The 15,127-nt window shown below is 72.2% G+C and carries 17 protein-coding genes; 9 read left to right on the plus strand and 8 right to left on the minus strand.

Annotated elements, in window-relative coordinates; all coding sequences use genetic code 11:
• Positions 1-13: 13 nt before the first annotated feature.
• Positions 14-826 (minus strand): class I SAM-dependent methyltransferase, encoded by an 813-nt coding sequence (locus ACGF3H_RS19000; RefSeq protein WP_362489777.1) that lies wholly within the window; start codon positions 824-826, stop codon positions 14-16.
• A gap of 135 nt (positions 827-961) precedes the next feature.
• Between ACGF3H_RS19000 and ACGF3H_RS19005 the strand changes: the two genes are divergently transcribed.
• The 4 genes from ACGF3H_RS19005 (at position 962) to ACGF3H_RS19020 (ending at position 3,882) form a co-directional block, all read left to right on the plus strand.
• Positions 962-1,390 (plus strand): DUF4260 family protein, encoded by a 429-nt coding sequence (locus ACGF3H_RS19005; protein ID WP_362489779.1) that lies wholly within the window; start codon positions 962-964, stop codon positions 1,388-1,390.
• A complete protein-coding gene (locus ACGF3H_RS19010; RefSeq protein WP_393816510.1) occupies positions 1,353-1,922 on the plus strand; it encodes a TetR/AcrR family transcriptional regulator in 570 nt (189 codons plus the stop codon). The genes ACGF3H_RS19005 and ACGF3H_RS19010 overlap by 38 nt, the downstream gene beginning before the upstream one ends.
• 129 nt (positions 1,923-2,051) lie before the next feature.
• Positions 2,052-3,389, plus strand: a complete 1,338-nt coding sequence (gene mshA / locus ACGF3H_RS19015) for a D-inositol-3-phosphate glycosyltransferase (RefSeq protein WP_362489782.1) — start codon at positions 2,052-2,054, stop codon at positions 3,387-3,389.
• The gene (locus ACGF3H_RS19020; RefSeq protein ID WP_362489784.1) at positions 3,382-3,882 is read left to right on the plus strand and encodes a YbjN domain-containing protein; all 501 of its coding nucleotides are present in this window, start codon (positions 3,382-3,384) and stop codon (positions 3,880-3,882) included. Before mshA ends, ACGF3H_RS19020 begins: the two co-directional genes overlap by 8 nt.
• Here ACGF3H_RS19020 and ACGF3H_RS19025 read toward each other — a convergent pair.
• The gene (locus ACGF3H_RS19025) at positions 3,860-4,693 is read right to left on the minus strand and encodes an AraC family transcriptional regulator (RefSeq protein WP_362489786.1); all 834 of its coding nucleotides are present in this window, start codon (positions 4,691-4,693) and stop codon (positions 3,860-3,862) included. The two genes, ACGF3H_RS19020 and ACGF3H_RS19025, sit on opposite strands and share 23 nt — an antisense overlap.
• Before the next feature lie 49 nt (positions 4,694-4,742).
• On the opposite strand from ACGF3H_RS19025, the gene ACGF3H_RS19030 reads away from it, so the two are divergent.
• On the plus strand, positions 4,743-5,180 hold the full coding sequence (locus ACGF3H_RS19030) for a DUF2000 domain-containing protein (protein ID WP_362489788.1): 438 nt from the start codon (positions 4,743-4,745) through the stop codon (positions 5,178-5,180).
• A gap of 75 nt (positions 5,181-5,255) precedes the next feature.
• Here ACGF3H_RS19030 and ACGF3H_RS19035 read toward each other — a convergent pair whose 3' ends face one another.
• Positions 5,256-6,581 carry an MFS transporter gene (locus tag ACGF3H_RS19035; protein ID WP_362490052.1) on the minus strand — a complete coding sequence of 442 codons (1,326 nt, stop codon included), beginning with the start codon at positions 6,579-6,581 and terminating at the stop codon, positions 5,256-5,258.
• 153 nt (positions 6,582-6,734) lie between these two features.
• Between ACGF3H_RS19035 and ACGF3H_RS19040 the strand changes: the two genes are divergently transcribed.
• Entirely contained in the window at positions 6,735-7,496 is a 762-nt protein-coding gene (locus tag ACGF3H_RS19040) for a phosphoglyceromutase (RefSeq protein WP_362489790.1), read from the plus strand.
• Positions 7,497-7,868: 372 nt separating this feature from the next.
• On the opposite strand, the gene ACGF3H_RS19045 is transcribed toward ACGF3H_RS19040, so the two are convergent.
• The 4 genes from ACGF3H_RS19045 to phoU all read right to left on the minus strand — a co-directional run bounded on the left by ACGF3H_RS19045 (position 7,869) and on the right by phoU (position 10,666).
• On the minus strand, positions 7,869-8,738 hold the full coding sequence (locus ACGF3H_RS19045; protein WP_362489792.1) for an AraC family transcriptional regulator: 870 nt from the start codon (positions 8,736-8,738) through the stop codon (positions 7,869-7,871).
• Between the two features lie 612 nt (positions 8,739-9,350).
• Positions 9,351-9,599 carry an SCO4226 family nickel-binding protein gene (locus ACGF3H_RS19050; RefSeq protein ID WP_362489794.1) on the minus strand — a complete coding sequence of 83 codons (249 nt, stop codon included), beginning with the start codon at positions 9,597-9,599 and terminating at the stop codon, positions 9,351-9,353.
• 99 nt (positions 9,600-9,698) lie between these two features.
• Entirely contained in the window at positions 9,699-9,854 is a 156-nt protein-coding gene (locus tag ACGF3H_RS19055) for a hypothetical protein (protein ID WP_362489796.1), read from the minus strand.
• A gap of 122 nt (positions 9,855-9,976) precedes the next feature.
• Positions 9,977-10,666 (minus strand): phosphate signaling complex protein PhoU, encoded by a 690-nt coding sequence (phoU, locus tag ACGF3H_RS19060; RefSeq protein WP_362489797.1) that lies wholly within the window; start codon positions 10,664-10,666, stop codon positions 9,977-9,979.
• Between the two features lie 201 nt (positions 10,667-10,867).
• Here phoU and ACGF3H_RS19065 point away from each other — a divergent pair, with 201 nt between their 5' ends.
• Positions 10,868-12,193 carry an ATP-binding protein gene (locus ACGF3H_RS19065; protein WP_362489799.1) on the plus strand — a complete coding sequence of 442 codons (1,326 nt, stop codon included), beginning with the start codon at positions 10,868-10,870 and terminating at the stop codon, positions 12,191-12,193.
• The gene (locus tag ACGF3H_RS19070; protein ID WP_362489801.1) at positions 12,190-12,870 is read left to right on the plus strand and encodes a response regulator transcription factor; all 681 of its coding nucleotides are present in this window, start codon (positions 12,190-12,192) and stop codon (positions 12,868-12,870) included. Before ACGF3H_RS19065 ends, ACGF3H_RS19070 begins: the two co-directional genes overlap by 4 nt.
• 96 nt (positions 12,871-12,966) lie before the next feature.
• Here the strand turns inward: ACGF3H_RS19070 and ACGF3H_RS19075 are convergent, their stop codons facing one another.
• A complete protein-coding gene (locus ACGF3H_RS19075) occupies positions 12,967-13,689 on the minus strand; it encodes a DUF461 domain-containing protein (RefSeq protein WP_362489803.1) in 723 nt (240 codons plus the stop codon).
• A 666-nt stretch (positions 13,690-14,355) separates the two neighbouring features.
• Here ACGF3H_RS19075 and ACGF3H_RS19080 point away from each other — a divergent pair.
• Positions 14,356-14,838 (plus strand): CarD family transcriptional regulator, encoded by a 483-nt coding sequence (locus tag ACGF3H_RS19080; RefSeq protein WP_003953493.1) that lies wholly within the window; start codon positions 14,356-14,358, stop codon positions 14,836-14,838.
• The last annotated feature ends 289 nt before the right edge of the window (positions 14,839-15,127 follow it).

Below are 15,127 nucleotides of genomic sequence, written 5' to 3' on the forward strand. Positions count from 1 at the left end.
CGCGGGTCGCCGGTCAGCCGCGCGGGGCCAACGCCTCCCAGCGCACCGTCACCTCGCCCTGCCGCCACCGCGCCGGTCCGTCCGTGACCGGCCAGTCGGCGTCCAGGTCCCGCACCGCCCGCATCCAGCGCTGGCGGGCACCGTAGGAGGCGTAGGGCGCGGCGGCGGCCCAGGCCCGGTCGAAGTCGCGCAGGAAGGCGTGCACCGGCTCGCCGGGGACGTTGCGGTGGATGAGCGCCTTGGGCAGCCGTTCGGCCAGGTCGGAGGGGCGGTCCAGCGAGCCGAGCCGGGTCGCGAAGGTGACCGTGCGCGGCCCCTCCGGTCCGAGCGCGACCCATACGTGCCGCCGCCCGATCTCGTCGCACGTGCCCTCGACGAGGAGCCCGCCGCCCGAGTGCGGCGACGCCGGCGCGAGCCGCGCGCACAGCCGCTGCCAGACGGCGGCGACCTCGTCCTCGTCGTACTGGCGCAGCACGTTCGCCGCGCGGATCAGCGCCGGGGGCGGGGTGACGGGGACCTCGAAGCCGCCGTGCCGGAAGGCGAGCCCTTCGCGCGCGTACGGCTCGGCCGCCGCCACCCGTGCCGGGTCGATCTCGACGCCCACCACGCGCGTGCGCGGCGCGACCGTGCGCAGGCGGTGCAGCAGTTCGACGGCGGTCCACGGGGCCGCGCCGTAGCCGAGGTCGACGGCGACGGGGTCGGCGGCGCGGCGCAGTTCGGCGCCGTGCACGGCCGCGATCCAGCGGTCCATGCGGCGCAGCCGGTTCGGGTTCGTCGTCCCGCGCGTGACCGTGCCTACAGGGCGGGCGGTGGCGCGGGCTGTCATGCGTACGAGGGTATGCGGCCGGCCCCGGCCGGACCGGGTCAGGACGCCCCTTGACGGCTAACACCGTTAGCCCTACGGTGGAGCTAACGGTGTTAGCCAAAGCGCCGGTCCGCCCGACAGAAGGGGAACGACACCATGAGCACGGTCACCGCGACGCCCGCCGCCACCCCACGGCCCTCGCGCGCACTCGCCCGCGTCCGGCGCACCGCCTGGCTGCTGGGAGCGCTCTTCTGGTCCGCGTTCGCCGTCCTCGAGGCGGTGAACCACGGCTGGCTCGCGGGGCTCCTGGCGTTCGTCTTCTTCGTGGCGCCCGACCTGACCTTCCTGGTGGGCCTGTCCGACGCGCCCCGCATGGAGAAGGGGCAGCTGCCGCCCCGCGCGGTGCCGTTCTACAACGCCGCCCACCGCGCCACGGTCCCGCTCGCGCTCGTCGTGGTCTGCGCCGTGGTGCCGCTGGCCTGGGCGCCGGCGTTCGCGGCACTGTGCGGGTGGCTCGCCCACATCTCGTACGATCGCGCCTTCGGCTATGGACTGCGTACGAAGGAGGGCTTCCAGCGTGGCTGACCGTCTGTCCCCCCGGGCCCGTGAGATCGCCGAGGCGGCGCGTGCCCTCCTGGAGGAGTCCGGGCCCGCCGCGCTCACCCTGCGTGCGCTCGCCGACCGGCTCGGCATCAAGGCCCCCTCCCTCTACAAGCACTTCCCGGACAAGAAGGCCGTCGAGGTCGAGCTGATCGCCCAGTTCCTCGCCGAGGCCGCCGAGGCGATGGAGGCCGCCGTGGCGCGGGAGCCCGGCTCGCCGGTGGCGCTGGCGCGGGCCTACCGGGCCTACGCGCTGGCCCATCCCCACCTGTACTGCCTGGCCAACGAACGCCCCCTGCCCCGTGAGTCCCTCCCGGCCGGCCTGGAGGACCGGGCCGCCGCACCCGTGCTGCAGGCCTGCGCGGGCGACGGGGACCTGGCGCGCTCGGTCTGGGCGTTCGCGCACGGGATGACGGTCCTGGAGATCCACGGCCGGTTCCCTCCCGGGGCCGACCTGCCGGAGGCGTGGCGGAAAGGGATGGAGGCCCTCGTACGCACCGCGCCCTCGAACGGTTGAGCGATAGCCGGTAATGATTCGGTAAAGGGCGGGGAACCGGAAATGGAGCACCTTCATCCGGTGTTCCGACCCCTTGGAGGGCGGCGCGTGCCCTCCGACCGGCATGCCCGCAGCGAGGAGGAACGGCTCGTGAGCCAGTACGTCAGCAGGCTCGGGCGTCGCTCACCGGCGGCCCCCACGCGGCTGCGGCTGCATCGCAGGCCCCGCCGCGTCGCCATGCTCTCCGTGCACACCTCACCGCTCCACCAGCCCGGCACCGGCGACGCCGGCGGCATGAACGTCTACATCGTGGAGCTCGCGCAGCGCCTCGCCGCGATCAACATCGAGGTCGAGATCTTCACGCGCGCGACCACGGCCGCCCTTCCGCCCACCGTCGAACTGGCGCCCGGCGTCCTCGTCCGGCACGTCGACGCCGGCCCCTACGAGGGGCTCGCCAAGGAGGAGCTGCCGGCCCAGCTGTGCGCCTTCACCCACGGGGTGATGCAGGCCTGGGCCGGACACCGCCCCGGCCACTACGACCTGGTGCACTCCCACTACTGGCTCTCCGGCCACGTCGGCTGGCTCGCCGCGCAGCGCTGGGGCGCGCCCCTGGTGCACGCCATGCACACCATGGCCAAGGTCAAGAACGCCAACCTGGCCGACGGCGACACCCCGGAACCGGCCGCCCGCGTCATCGGCGAGACTCAGATCGTCGCCGCGTCCGACCGGCTCATCGCCAACACGGCCGAGGAGGCCGACGAACTCGTCCGGCACTACGCCGCCGACCCCGCGAAGGTCGCCGTCGTCCACCCCGGCGTCAACCTCGACCGGTTCCGCCCCGGCGACGGCCGCGCCGCCGCCCGCGCCCGCCTCGGCCTGCCGCAGGACGCCCTGATCCCGCTCTTCGCCGGCCGCATACAGCCCCTTAAGGCCCCCGACGTCCTGCTGCGCGCCGTCGCCGTCCTCCTCGACGAGCGGCCCGAGCTGCGCTCCCGCATCGTCGTCCCCGTCGTGGGCGGCCCCAGCGGCAGCGGCCTCGCCAAGCCGGAGGGCCTGCAGAAGCTCGCCGCGCGGCTCGGCATCGCCGACGTCGTACAGTTCCGCCCGCCGGTCGGGCAGGAGCAGCTCGCCGACTGGTTCCGGGCCGCGTCGGTGCTGGTCATGCCGTCCTACAGCGAGTCCTTCGGGCTGGTCGCCATCGAGGCCCAGGCGGCCGGCACGCCCGTGCTCGCCGCCGCGGTCGGCGGCCTCCCGGTCGCGGTGCGCGACGGGCACACCGGCCGGCTCGTCCAGGGCCACGAGCCCGCCGCCTACGCGCGCGTGCTGCGCGACTTCGCCGACCGGCCGGAACTCGTCTCCCGCATGGGCGACGCCGCCGCCCGGCACGCCCAGTCCTTCGGCTGGGACAGCGCCGCCGCGGCGACCGCCGACGTCTACACGGCCGCGACCCAGTCCCACCGCCGTCGCGTACGCTCCCACCATGGCTGAGGCACAGAAGGCAGCGCAGGTCCTCGAGGGCGCCCTGAAGGACGCCGAGCTGGAGTGGGAGAGCCCCGAGCCCGGCAACTACGTCGTCAAGCTCCCCGGCACCCGGAAACTGTCGACCACGGTCTCCCTCCTCCTCGGCCGGCACTCCCTCTCCCTCAACGCCTTCGTCGTCCGGCACCCCGACGAGAACGAACCGGCCGTCCACCGCTGGCTGCTGGAGCGCAACCTCAAGCTGTACGGGGTGAGTTACGCCGTCGACCGCCTCGGTGACGTCTACGTCACCGCCAAGCTCCCGCTGTCCGCCGTCACCGCCGACGAGATCGACCGCCTCCTCGGGCAGGTCCTGGAGGCCGCCGACGGCGCCTTCAACACCCTGCTGGAGCTGGGCTTCGCCTCCGCCATCCGCAAGGAGTACGCGTGGCGCACCTCGCGCGGCGAGTCGACGCGGAACCTGGAGGCGTTCCAGCACCTCATCGAGCGCTCCGAGGACTGACGTCCGGTCGGCTCCGCCGCGCGCCGGTGCGGTAGCGCCCGGGTGTGACACCGACCAGCCGCTTGAAGTGCCGTGTCAGATGGGCCTGGTCGTAGAACCCGGTCGCGCCCGCCACCTCGGCCGGCGCACGTCCCGCGAGCAGCAGCCGCCGGGCCAGATCCACCCGGCGGGACATCAGGTACTGGTGCGGCGCGATCCCGTACGCCGTGCTGAACGCCCGCACCAGATGGGCCGGATGGGCCGACACCAGCCCGCCGGCCTCCCCCAGCCCGACGCCCTCGACGACCCGCTCGTCCAGCAACTCGCGCAGCCGGCGGGCGAGGACGGGGTCGGGCCGGGGGGAACGGGACGCGCCCCGGGGGCGCAGGTGGGCGTGCAGCCGGTCCCCGATCAGCGTCAGCCTGCTCTCGGCCTCCAGCTCGTCACCGGGCAGGGCCAACGCCGCGTGCACCTGGCCGACCCGCCGCCGCAGCACCGGGTCGCGCAGGTCGGGGGCGTCGACCGCGCGTCCGATCAGCTCCTCGCCGAGCCGGGAGGTGTCCAGGTACAGGACGCGCTTGCGGAAGCCGTCCGGGGTGGCGGGCGCGCCGTTGTGCGGCACGTGCGGCGGCAGCAGCGACACCGTGTCGTGCGGCGTGCCGTGCTCGTGCCGGTCGAGGTCGTAGCGCACGGCACCGGCGTCCACGATGAGCAGCGTCCAGGCGTCGTGGACGTGCATCGGGTAGCTGTACTCGGTGTAGTGGGCGTGGAAGACCTCGACGACGCCCGGGACCCGGGGACGCCAGGCGGAGACGTTCCGCTGGTCGGCCATGCAAAAAACGTACAAGACCGCGCCCCGCGCCGACCGGCAGTCTCACGGTATGAGCACGCACGACACCGAGAGCCCCGTCCGCTTCGACACCAAGATCGCCGTCCTGCTGCGCGAGGACCTGGAGACGTGGCAGCGCCTCAACGTCACCGCCTTCCTGGTCAGCGGCCTGGGCACGCAGATCCCCGAGGTGATCGGCGAGCCCTACGAGGACGCCGACGCGACCGCCTACCTGCCGATGTTCCGGCAGCCGGTGCTGGTCTTCGAGGGCACCAAGGAGACGCTGACCAACGCCCACGCGCGCGTGCTGTCGCGCGCCCTGCCCCGCGCGGTGTTCACCTCCGACCTCTTCACCACCGGCAACGACCGCGACAACCGGGCGGCGGTGCGGGCCGTGGCGACCGCGGACCTGGACCTGGTCGGACTGGCGGTGTACGGCCCGAAGAACGCGGTGGACAAGGTGCTCAAGGGGGCCCGGATGCACCCGTGACGGGGGCGGACGCGGGTCGGGGACGCGTCGGGCGAGCGGCGCGGGCCGGTGACGCGTCGGGCGCTCCGAGGGACGTCAGGCCGCGCCGACCTCCGGCTTCGAGGGCGTCCCGGGCCGCGCGGGCTCCTCGGGGACGGGCGCCTCGGAGCGCGCCGGCTCCTCGAAGACGGACGCCTCCGAGCGCGCCGGCTCCTCGTCCGGCAGCCGCCGCATCAGCGCCCCGTAGCCGACGGCGGCCACCGTGCCGACGACCGCGCACATCCCCCACAGCCACGCGGCGCCCCAGTGGTCGATGACGAAGCCCGACATCAGCGGCGCGACGAGCGAGGCGACGGCCCAGGACATGGTGTACATGCCCTGGTAGCGCCCGCGCCCGTGGACGGGGGAGAGGCGCACGACCAGGCCCGTCTGCGTCGGCGCGTTGACGATCTCGGCCAGCGTCCACACGCACACGGTGAGGGCGAACACCCCGACCGACCCGGCGAAGGCGGTGAGCCCGAAGCCGTACCCGGCGAGCAGCGACGAGGCGACGAGCAGCCGCCGGGGGTCCCGGTGCTCGATGAACCGGGTGACCGGGATCTGCAGGACGACGATCAGCAGACCGTTGACGGCGATGGCCAGGCCGAAGTCCGCGGGCGTGAACCCGGCCTCGCCCATGGCGACGGGCAGGCCGAGGTAGCCCTGCTGGAAGATGAGGGCGACGAGGAAGGACAGCCCGACGACGCTCATGTAGCGCCCGTCGCGCAGGACGGTCATCAGGGAGACGGGGGGCCCGGCCGCCGAGGCGGCGCCCGGGGAGGACTGCTCGGGCCGCGACTCGGGCAGCTTCACGAAGACGAGGACCGCGCAGACCAGGGTCATGCCCGCCTCGATCAGGAAGCCGGCCAGGTAGCTGAACTCGGCGATGAACCCGGCGCCCATGGAGGAGATCGCGAAACCGAGGTTGATGGCCCAGTAGTTCAGTGAGAAGGCGCGGATACGGTCCTCGGGCCGCACGATGTCCGCCATCATCGCCTGCACGGCCGGCCGGGAGGCGTTGCTCGCCATGCCGACGAGGAAGGCGACGGCCGCGATGGCGACCGGGTCCCGCACGAAGCCGAGCAGCGCGACGGACAGCGCGGTGGAGGTCTGTGCCACGAGCAGGGTGGGCCGCCGTCCGAGCCGGTCCGTCATGACCCCGGCGCCCAGCGAGGACACGACCCCGCCGAGCCCGTGCAGGGCGGCGACCAGACCGGCGTACGAGGCGGAGTAGCCGCGGTCGAGGGTCAGGTACAGCGCCATGAAGGTGGCGACGAAGGCACCGAGCCGGTTGACCAGGGTGCTGGTCCACAGCCACCAGAACTCGCGCGGCAGTCCGGAGACGGACTGGCGCACGGCATGTCTCAGCCCGGCGACGGACATGGGGACCCCCGATGGCATGTAAGCGGCTCATGTAGTGAGCACAACTTACGGGCGGGCGGTCGCCGCAGGCCACTCGATTAACACTTCCCGTCAACCGTCCGCCCACCGGGCGCGGCGCGCGGTCGGTCAGGGGGGTCGATTACGCTCGGAGCCATGGCCGACGCACCGTACAAGCTGATCCTCCTCCGCCACGGCGAGAGCGAGTGGAACGAGAAGAACCTGTTCACCGGCTGGGTGGACGTCAACCTCACCCCGAAGGGCGAGAAGGAGGCGACGCGCGGCGGCGAGCTGCTCAAGGACGCCGGCCTGCTGCCCGACGTGGTCCACACGTCCGTCCAGAAGCGCGCGATCCGCACGGCCCAGCTCGCGCTGGAGGCCGCGGACCGCCACTGGATCCCCGTCCACCGCCACTGGCGCCTGAACGAGCGCCACTACGGCGCCCTCCAGGGCAAGGACAAGGCGCAGACGCTCGCCGAGTTCGGCGAGGAGCAGTTCATGCTGTGGCGCCGCTCCTACGACACCCCGCCGCCGCCGCTGGACCGCGACGCCGAGTACTCCCAGTTCTCCGACGCGCGCTACGCGATGCTCCCGCCGGAGCTGCGCCCGCAGACGGAGTGCCTGAAGGACGTCGTCGTCCGCATGCTGCCGTACTGGTTCGACAGCATCGTCCCCGACCTCCTCACCGGCCGCACGGTCCTGGTCGCGGCGCACGGCAACTCGCTCCGCGCCCTGGTCAAGCACCTCGACGGCATCTCCGACGCCGACATCGCGGGCCTGAACATCCCGACGGGCATCCCGCTCTCCTACGAACTGGACGCCGACTTCAAGCCGCTCAACCCGGGCGGCACCTACCTCGACCCGGACGCGGCGGCAGCGGCCATCGAGGCCGTGAAGAACCAGGGCAAGAAGAAGTAAGCCCACGTTCTCGAGGCCCCTGCCCTGCGGTTTCCGCGCTGGACAGGGGCCTTTTGTCTGGCCTGGACCGTCGCCTGGGCGATCAGGCAGCGCTCCGGACGGTCAGGCGTCGGCCATCTAGAAGAAGACCATGGTGCCGCCGAAGCGGCTGGGCCCGGAGTGCCAGGAGCCGGCGAGGCAGTCGACCAGCGGCAGTCCGCGCCCGCAGACGTCATCGGCGCCGGGGCACCCAGCCGGACGCTCCGTCCGGGGACACCGCCGATCTCGCAGCCCTGGCAGACCAGGTACGGGGGGACTGAGCGGTCCAGTCGCGGCTGTACGGAGCCCCCGGCCTTCGAGGGGTGCGGCCCCCGTGAACAGCCGGTGGCCGGCTCAGACCGGTTCCACCGGCAGCCACAGTTCGGTCGTCGCCGTCGTGAAGTCGTCCGTCCGGTTCAGGACGGTGACGATCGACGGGCCGGGGCGCAGGCGCCAGGGGTTGGAGGGGAACCACTCGGCCGCGGTGGCCGCCCAGGTCGTCTGGAGGGCTTCAGGGTAGGGACCCGAGCTCCGGAAGACCGCCCAGGTACCCGCCGGTACCTCGATGGCGTCGAGGTCGTCCGGCGCTGAGGTGTCGGCGGAGACGGCCACGCCGTGCAGGTAGGTCAGTTCGGTGTCCTCCGCGTTGTCGGGGGCCAGGTCGTCGCAGACCTGGAGCAGGCCGGCCGGTTCCGTGTCGCTGAGGGACTTCAGGCGGGCATGGGCCTCCTGGGGGAGTGCGGTGATGTGCTGCTGGATGTGCGGGTTGACGCCCTCGTGGATGAGCGGAACCCGGGTCGCGTGTCCGATCAGGCGGAAGGCGGGGCGGTTGGCGAAGCGGGTGTCCATGGGGGTGCTCCCCTCGACGGTCAGGCGGAACCTGAGCTGCGGCTGAGTCCGAAGGGGACCTCCCGCGCTGCGCACCTCGCGCGGGGCCGCGCCGTGGACCGACCGGAACGCGCGTCCGAACGCCTCCGTGGAGCCGTATCCGTACCGGACGGCGATGCTCAGCAGATCGTTCTCGCCCCGCACGACGTCGGCGGCGGCGACGGTCATGCGGCGCCGGCGGACGTACTCCGACAGCGGCATGCCCGCCAGCGACGAGAACATCCGTCGCAGGTGGTACTCGGTCGTGCCGAGCCTGGCGGCCAGTGCGGGTACGTCCGGTTCCTCGCCGAGGTGTTCCTCGACCAGGTCGACGAGCCGGTTCAGTGCCGAGATCATGAGGCCTCCCTTCGGCGTACACCGTGCCAGGGGGCGTACCCATGGCGTCCGATCGCCGCGGTCCGTTCCGGTCGGGCCGGCGACCGGCGCGGGGACCGGTCACCGCGCGCCAGCGGTCAGAGCGCAAGGCCGTCCGGCAGGACGCGGAACGGCTTGCGGCGAGTGAGCGGGCGTACGGCTGGGAAGCACGGCGGTCGAACGTAATGATCGCGTCCGTGCCGTGGTCGGAGGCGAGGGCCACGTGCGGTGCGCGGAGGCGAGGGCGGCCAGGAGGCCGGAGGTGCCGGCGATGACGACGATCACGCGGCGCTACCGGTGTCCGTCTCGCCGCGTGCGGCGTCGGCGACCGTCTCGCGGACCTCGGCCGTGGACGGCGGTGCGGCCCGGCCCCTCGACGGTGCGCGAGAACAGCGGCTCGTCCCGGACCCGGTGGGCCGTGGCCGCGAGGCGGCTCCCCTGACGGATGATCTCGGTTCTGCTCATGCCTCGGCGCTCGGCGGCCTTCGCGATGATCGCCAAGTTCTCGGGGACTGCGTGGACATGTTCAAAGGGGTGTATGTGTCGTCGCGCCGCCCTCGCCCACGGCCTGCCCCTACGCGGAGGCGGAAGCCGTCATACCGACAGCGAGACCTCGTGGATCTCGTCCGCCTTGTGTCCCGTGCGTTCGTGGACGCGCTGGACCGCTTCGGCCGACGGGCCCTCGGAGAGGCAGTAGATCGTGCCGGAGTCCGGGTCCGCCCACGCGTGCTCGAAGTGGACGTCCTCGTCCTTCTCCACCTCCAGGTCGGCCTGGTGCGTCCGGTGGAGCTGGTCAGCCGTGATTCCGTGCATCCCGCGGTGCACGTCCATGAAGTGAGCCATGGCCTCGCACCCCCTTCAGGGTTCCTCCCCTCCAGGGTGCGCCCGTACGGCGGCCGGAGCGAGTCCGGCCGCCGTGCGTGTCACCGTGTCATCGCCCCGTCAGCCGCACTGGCACGGGTTGCCCGACTGGCAGCCGCAGCCGCAGCCCGAACCGCAGCCGCAGGCGGCGATCAGGGGCAGGCTGCGGAGGTCGGCGGGCCGCTCGGTCCGGCGTTCCTGCGCGGGGTCGGGCGTCGTGCTGGGGGAATCGGCCATGGGTCCCTCCTCGAGGCTGGTGCCTGAGCCCATTGGACGCCCGGAGCCCTGGTCGCATCAACGGCGCACTGGATCGCTCCCGCGCGCCCCCGGCACGGGCCGATCCCCCCGTTCGGACCCCGTCAGGCCCCCTCGACCCCCGTCACCGGCTGGATGTCCGCCTGGAGCTCGTCCGCGTGCTCGCCCGTGACCAGGTAGACCACCCGCTTGGCGACCGCGACGGCGTGGTCCGCGTACCGCTCGTAGTAGCGGCCGAGCAGGGTCACGTCCACGGCCGTCTCGATGCCGTGCCTCCAGCGGTCGTCCATCAGGTGCTGGAAGAGGGTGCGGTGCAGCAGGTCCATCGCGTCGTCGTCCTGCTCCAGCTGGAGCGCCAGGTCCACGTCCTTGGTGATGATGACCTCGGCCGCCTTCGCCATCAGACGCTGCGCGAGCTGGCCCATCTCCAGGATCGTGGCGTGCAGGTCCTGCGGGACCGCCCGCGCCGGGTAGCGCAGCCGGGCCAGCTTGGCCACGTGCTGGGCCAGGTCGCCCGCGCGCTCCAGGTCGGCCGACATCCGCAGCGACGTGACGACGATGCGCAGGTCCGTCGCCACCGGCTGCTGCCGCGCCAGCAGGGCTATGGCCTTCGCCTCCAGGTCGTGCTGGAGCTCGTCGACCTTCTGGTCGCCCTCGATCACGTGCTCGGCCAGCTTCAGGTCGGAGTCGAGGATCGCGGTCGTGGCGCGTCCGATCGCCGACCCGACCAGCCGGGCCATCTCCACCAGACTGTCGCCGATCGAGTCCAGTTCCTCGTGGTACGCGTCCCGCATCAGGTTCCCTCTCGTACGTCCTGGGAGGGGGCTCGAGCCCCTTGCCGCACCCCCACGCTCACACGTTCCGGCCCGTACGCGTCCGTTTCCGGCACCACAAGTGAACCAACCCTGGCTCCAAGGTGAACTCTGGGCGACGAGTGTTCGAGGTCGCACCCCGATGGCTGATGCGGGGCCGTTCGCCATGCCTAACCTGGACGCATGGACGTGAACGCGGCGGTCGCCGCAGCGGCAGCGATCGCCGGAGTGCTCACCGGTGTCATCGCCATGCTGGCGTTCCGCTGGAGCGAGCGCGACCAGAAGCGCCCCACCCGCACCTCCCTGCACACCGACCCGGTGCTCCCGCCGGGCGTGGACACCGTCCTGTCGGTGCTGCGGTCCTCCGCCGTCGTCCTCGACGAGGCCGACGGAGTCGTCAAGGCCAGCTCGGCGGCGTACGCCCTCGGCCTGGTCCGGGGCGGCAAGCTCGCGGTCGACCCGATGCTGCAGATGGCGCGGGACACGCGGCGGGACGGGGAGATACGGCAGGTCGAGCTGGATCTGCCGAGGCGGGGCACCGGGCGCGGCGAGGCACTCGCCGTGTCCGCGCGCGTCGCGCCCCTCGGGTCGCGACTGGTGCTGCTGCTGGTCGAGGACCTGACCGAGGCCCGCCGCATCGAGGCCGTGCGGCGGGACTTCGTCGCCAACGTGAGCCACGAGCTGAAGACGCCGGTCGGCGCGCTCTCCCTGCTCTCGGAGGCCGTCATGGACGCCTCCGACGACCCGGAGGCCGTGGAGCGGTTTGCGGGGCGCATGCAGATCGAGGCGACGCGGCTCACCAACCTCGTGCAGGAGCTCATCGACCTGTCCCGGGTCCAGAACGACGACCCGCTGGACGACGCCGAGCCCGTCCGGGTGGACGAACTGGTCGCCGAGGCCATCGACCGCTGCCGGCAGGCGGCCGGTACGAAACAGATCACGATGGCCGCCGGAGGCACCGCGGACCTGCACGTCCGCGGCAACCGCGGCCAGCTCGCCGCCGCGCTCGGCAACCTCGTCGAGAACGCCGTAAACTACTCTCCCGCCCGCACCCGCGTCGGCATAGCGGCCCGGCGCGTCAGCGCCCCCGGCGGCGACCTGATCGAGATCGCCGTGACCGACCAGGGCATCGGGATCTCCGAGAAGGACAAGGAGCGCGTCTTCGAGCGCTTCTACCGCGTCGACCCGGCCCGCTCCCGGGCCACCGGGGGCACCGGCCTGGGTCTCGCGATCGTCAAGCACGTGGTCGCCTCGCACGGCGGGGAGGTCACGGTGTGGAGTGCCGAAGGCCAGGGCTCCACCTTCACCCTGCGACTGCCGGAGTCGGGCACCGCCCGCGACCGCGCAGCACGGCGGACCGCCCACGACGACGACCCCGTGGACCAGGTCGAACAGCTCGACCTGGGACACGTGGAGCACGGCGAGATCGCCGACGACGGACGGCCCGCCCCCAGCGCCCCCCACACATCCCCGTACGAAACGTTTCCCGCTCCGGAGGTCCTTCCGTGACCCGTGTGCTCGTCGTCGAGGACGAGGAGTCCTTCTCCGACGCCCTGTCCTACATGCTCCGCAAGGAGGGCTTCGAGGTCGCCGTGGCGACCACCGGGCCCGACGGACTCGACGAGTTCGAGCGCAACGGCGCCGACCTCGTCCTCCTCGACCTGATGCTGCCCGGCCTGCCGGGCACCGAGGTGTGCCGCCAGCTGCGCGGCCGCTCGAACGTCCCCGTGATCATGGTGACCGCCAAGGACAGCGAGATCGACAAGGTCGTCGGGCTGGAGATAGGGGCCGATGACTACGTCACCAAGCCCTTCTCCACGCGCGAGCTGGTCGCCCGCATCCGCGCCGTCCTGCGCCGCCGCGGCGAGCCCGAGGAGGTCACCCCCGCCGCGCTGGAGGCCGGGCCGGTCCGCATGGACGTCGACCGGCACGTGGTGACCGTCGGCGGCACCAAGGTCGACCTGCCGCTGAAGGAGTTCGACCTGCTGGAGATGCTGCTGCGCAACGCCGGCCGGGTGCTGACCCGCATGCAGCTGATCGACCGCGTGTGGGGCGCCGACTACGTCGGTGACACCAAGACCCTCGACGTCCACGTCAAGCGGCTGCGCGCCAAGATCGAGCCCGACCCGGGCGCGCCGCGGTACCTGGTGACGGTCCGCGGTCTGGGCTACAAGTTCGAGCCGTAGCCGGACCGGCTACGGCCCCCGACGGTACGACGAAGGGCGGGACCTCCTCACGGGGGTCCCGCCCTTCGGCGTACCGCGTGCTGCGGCGTACGGGGCTCAGTGGCCGGCCGTCTCCTCCTGCGCGGCGTCGGCGTCGGCGGCCGCACCGGTCGCGTCCGCCGAGGCACCGTCGGTCGCGTCACCCTCGGTCGCGCCGTCGGTCGCGTCACCCTCGGTCGCGCCGTCGGCCGGGGCGCCCGAGGTCTCGCCGGCGGCCGGCTCCCCGGAGGTCTCCGCGGACGGCTTCGCCGACGCGCCCGGCGCCGACGGGACGTCGGTCGGACCCCACGAGGAGAAGTAGCTCTCGGCCGGGACGACGAAGGCGCGCAGGCTCACGTCACCGGTCTCGCTGAAGGCGAAGGTGGTCTTCTGCGCGTTGCCGTCCTGGATCGCCTCGCGGCTGCTGGGCAGCACCGCGGAGGCGTTGCCCTTGCCGCCCAGGATCAGCGAGCCGCCGGCCGGGACGGTCAGGGCCTTGCCGCCGTCGGCGGGCTTCAGCGCGGCGGACTTGCCGGCCACGGTGATGGACTCCAGCGTCTGATCGGTCGAACCGCTGTTGAACAGGGTGGCGGAGACCACGGCCGGGCCGGTCGACTCCAGGTCGGGCTGCGTGATGACCAGCGCGTTCTGGACCTTGATGTGGCCGACCGAGGTCGCCGCGTTGTCCGGCTTGACTTCCAGGGTCTGGGCGTTGTGACCGGCACCGCACGCGGCGAGCGAGGCGATCGAGAACGCGATGGCGGCGGCGGCGAGGGCACCGCGTCGAAGGCTGCTGCTCACGGCGGCGGCAACTCCTTGGACTCGAGCGAGGCGGCGGCAACGGATAAAGCCGCCCTAAGTGACTGTCAGCGGCCTTAGGTTACCGAGCCGTTCCCGGGCCGCCGCACCCGACCCTCCCCGGAGGTGCTCGGCTTCGCCCGGCAGGCGGTAGCGGCGGGGCCGCCGAACGCGTCGGGAAGGGCGTCGAGCGCAGTGGCATCAGGCGTCACATTGGTACGCAGAGTCAACACACACTCATCCGCCATTCGGATAAGAAGCCCCGTCATACCGGTGCCCTGCCCGAGCACGAATTTTGCGTGAAGGAATGCGCGGACGGGCGCGGAATTGATCATCGGCAGGGGCCGTCCGGGGGCACCCGTGATCAATTCCGGATTCGGCCGGAAGCCCGGACCGGGCACCGAACGGAGTAGCGGAAGTCGCACGCATGGAACCGGACATATGGGGATCTTCGGGCGTTCGAGGGACCCTCTCGGCGTGTGTGGCGTGCACGTTTCGCCCGGCCGTAAGAGCGGCTCCGACCTGCGAATACCTTGTTCCGCTCACCCGGCGCAGCACGTTCCTGTTGCTGTTGTCAAGCCCCGAGATATGCCCTGACCTGCGAAAACGCCATTCAGAAGACGCCGTATCCGTGTTACCCTGGATAGCCACGGAAGGGGTACCTGTCACATGACGTTCAAGGTTGGCGACACCGTGGTCTATCCCCATCACGGGGCCGCGCTGATCGAGGCTATCGAAACTCGCCAGATCAAAGGCGTGGACAAGACCTACTTGGTGCTGAAGGTCGCCCAGGGTGACCTGACGGTACGTGTGCCAGCGGACAATGCGGAGTTCGTCGGCGTGCGTGATGTGGTCGGTCAGGACGGGCTGGACCGGGTCTTCGAGGTGCTGCGCGCGCCGTACGCCGAGGAGCCCACGAACTGGTCGCGTCGTTACAAGGCAAACCTGGAGAAGCTCGCCTCCGGCGACGTCATCAAGGTCGCGGAAGTCGTGCGCGACCTGTGGCGGCGCGAGCGCGAGCGCGGACTCTCCGCAGGTGAGAAGCGCATGCTCGCCAAGGCCCGCCAGATCCTGGTGAGCGAGCTCGCCCTCGCGGAGAACACCAACGAGGACAAGGCGGAGGCCCTGCTCGACGAGGTGCTCGCCTCCTGAGGCGAAACCCTCGCGGGACCTGACGCCCGACACGGCCCCGGCCGTTCGACTCAGGCCCCCTCGGTTCAGCGCACGGAAATGCCGCGGTGCCCGATGACATCTTTGCTGTCGCCGGGCGCTGCGGCATCTTCGTACCCCGACGCCGTACGCCTTCGTACGCTCATCCCGGGGAGGCTTCCCCCGGTCCTGGCGTGCCGGGCCCGGGCAGCAGGCTCGACCGGGGTCACGGAAGGGTCCGGTCAAGGCGTCGCGCCCGGCACGGTGAGGCCATACCCAACTAGGTCGAGCA

This window comes from Streptomyces sp. NPDC048185 (genome assembly GCF_043202495.1).
Taxonomy (GTDB): Bacteria; Actinomycetota; Actinomycetes; order Streptomycetales; family Streptomycetaceae; genus Streptomyces.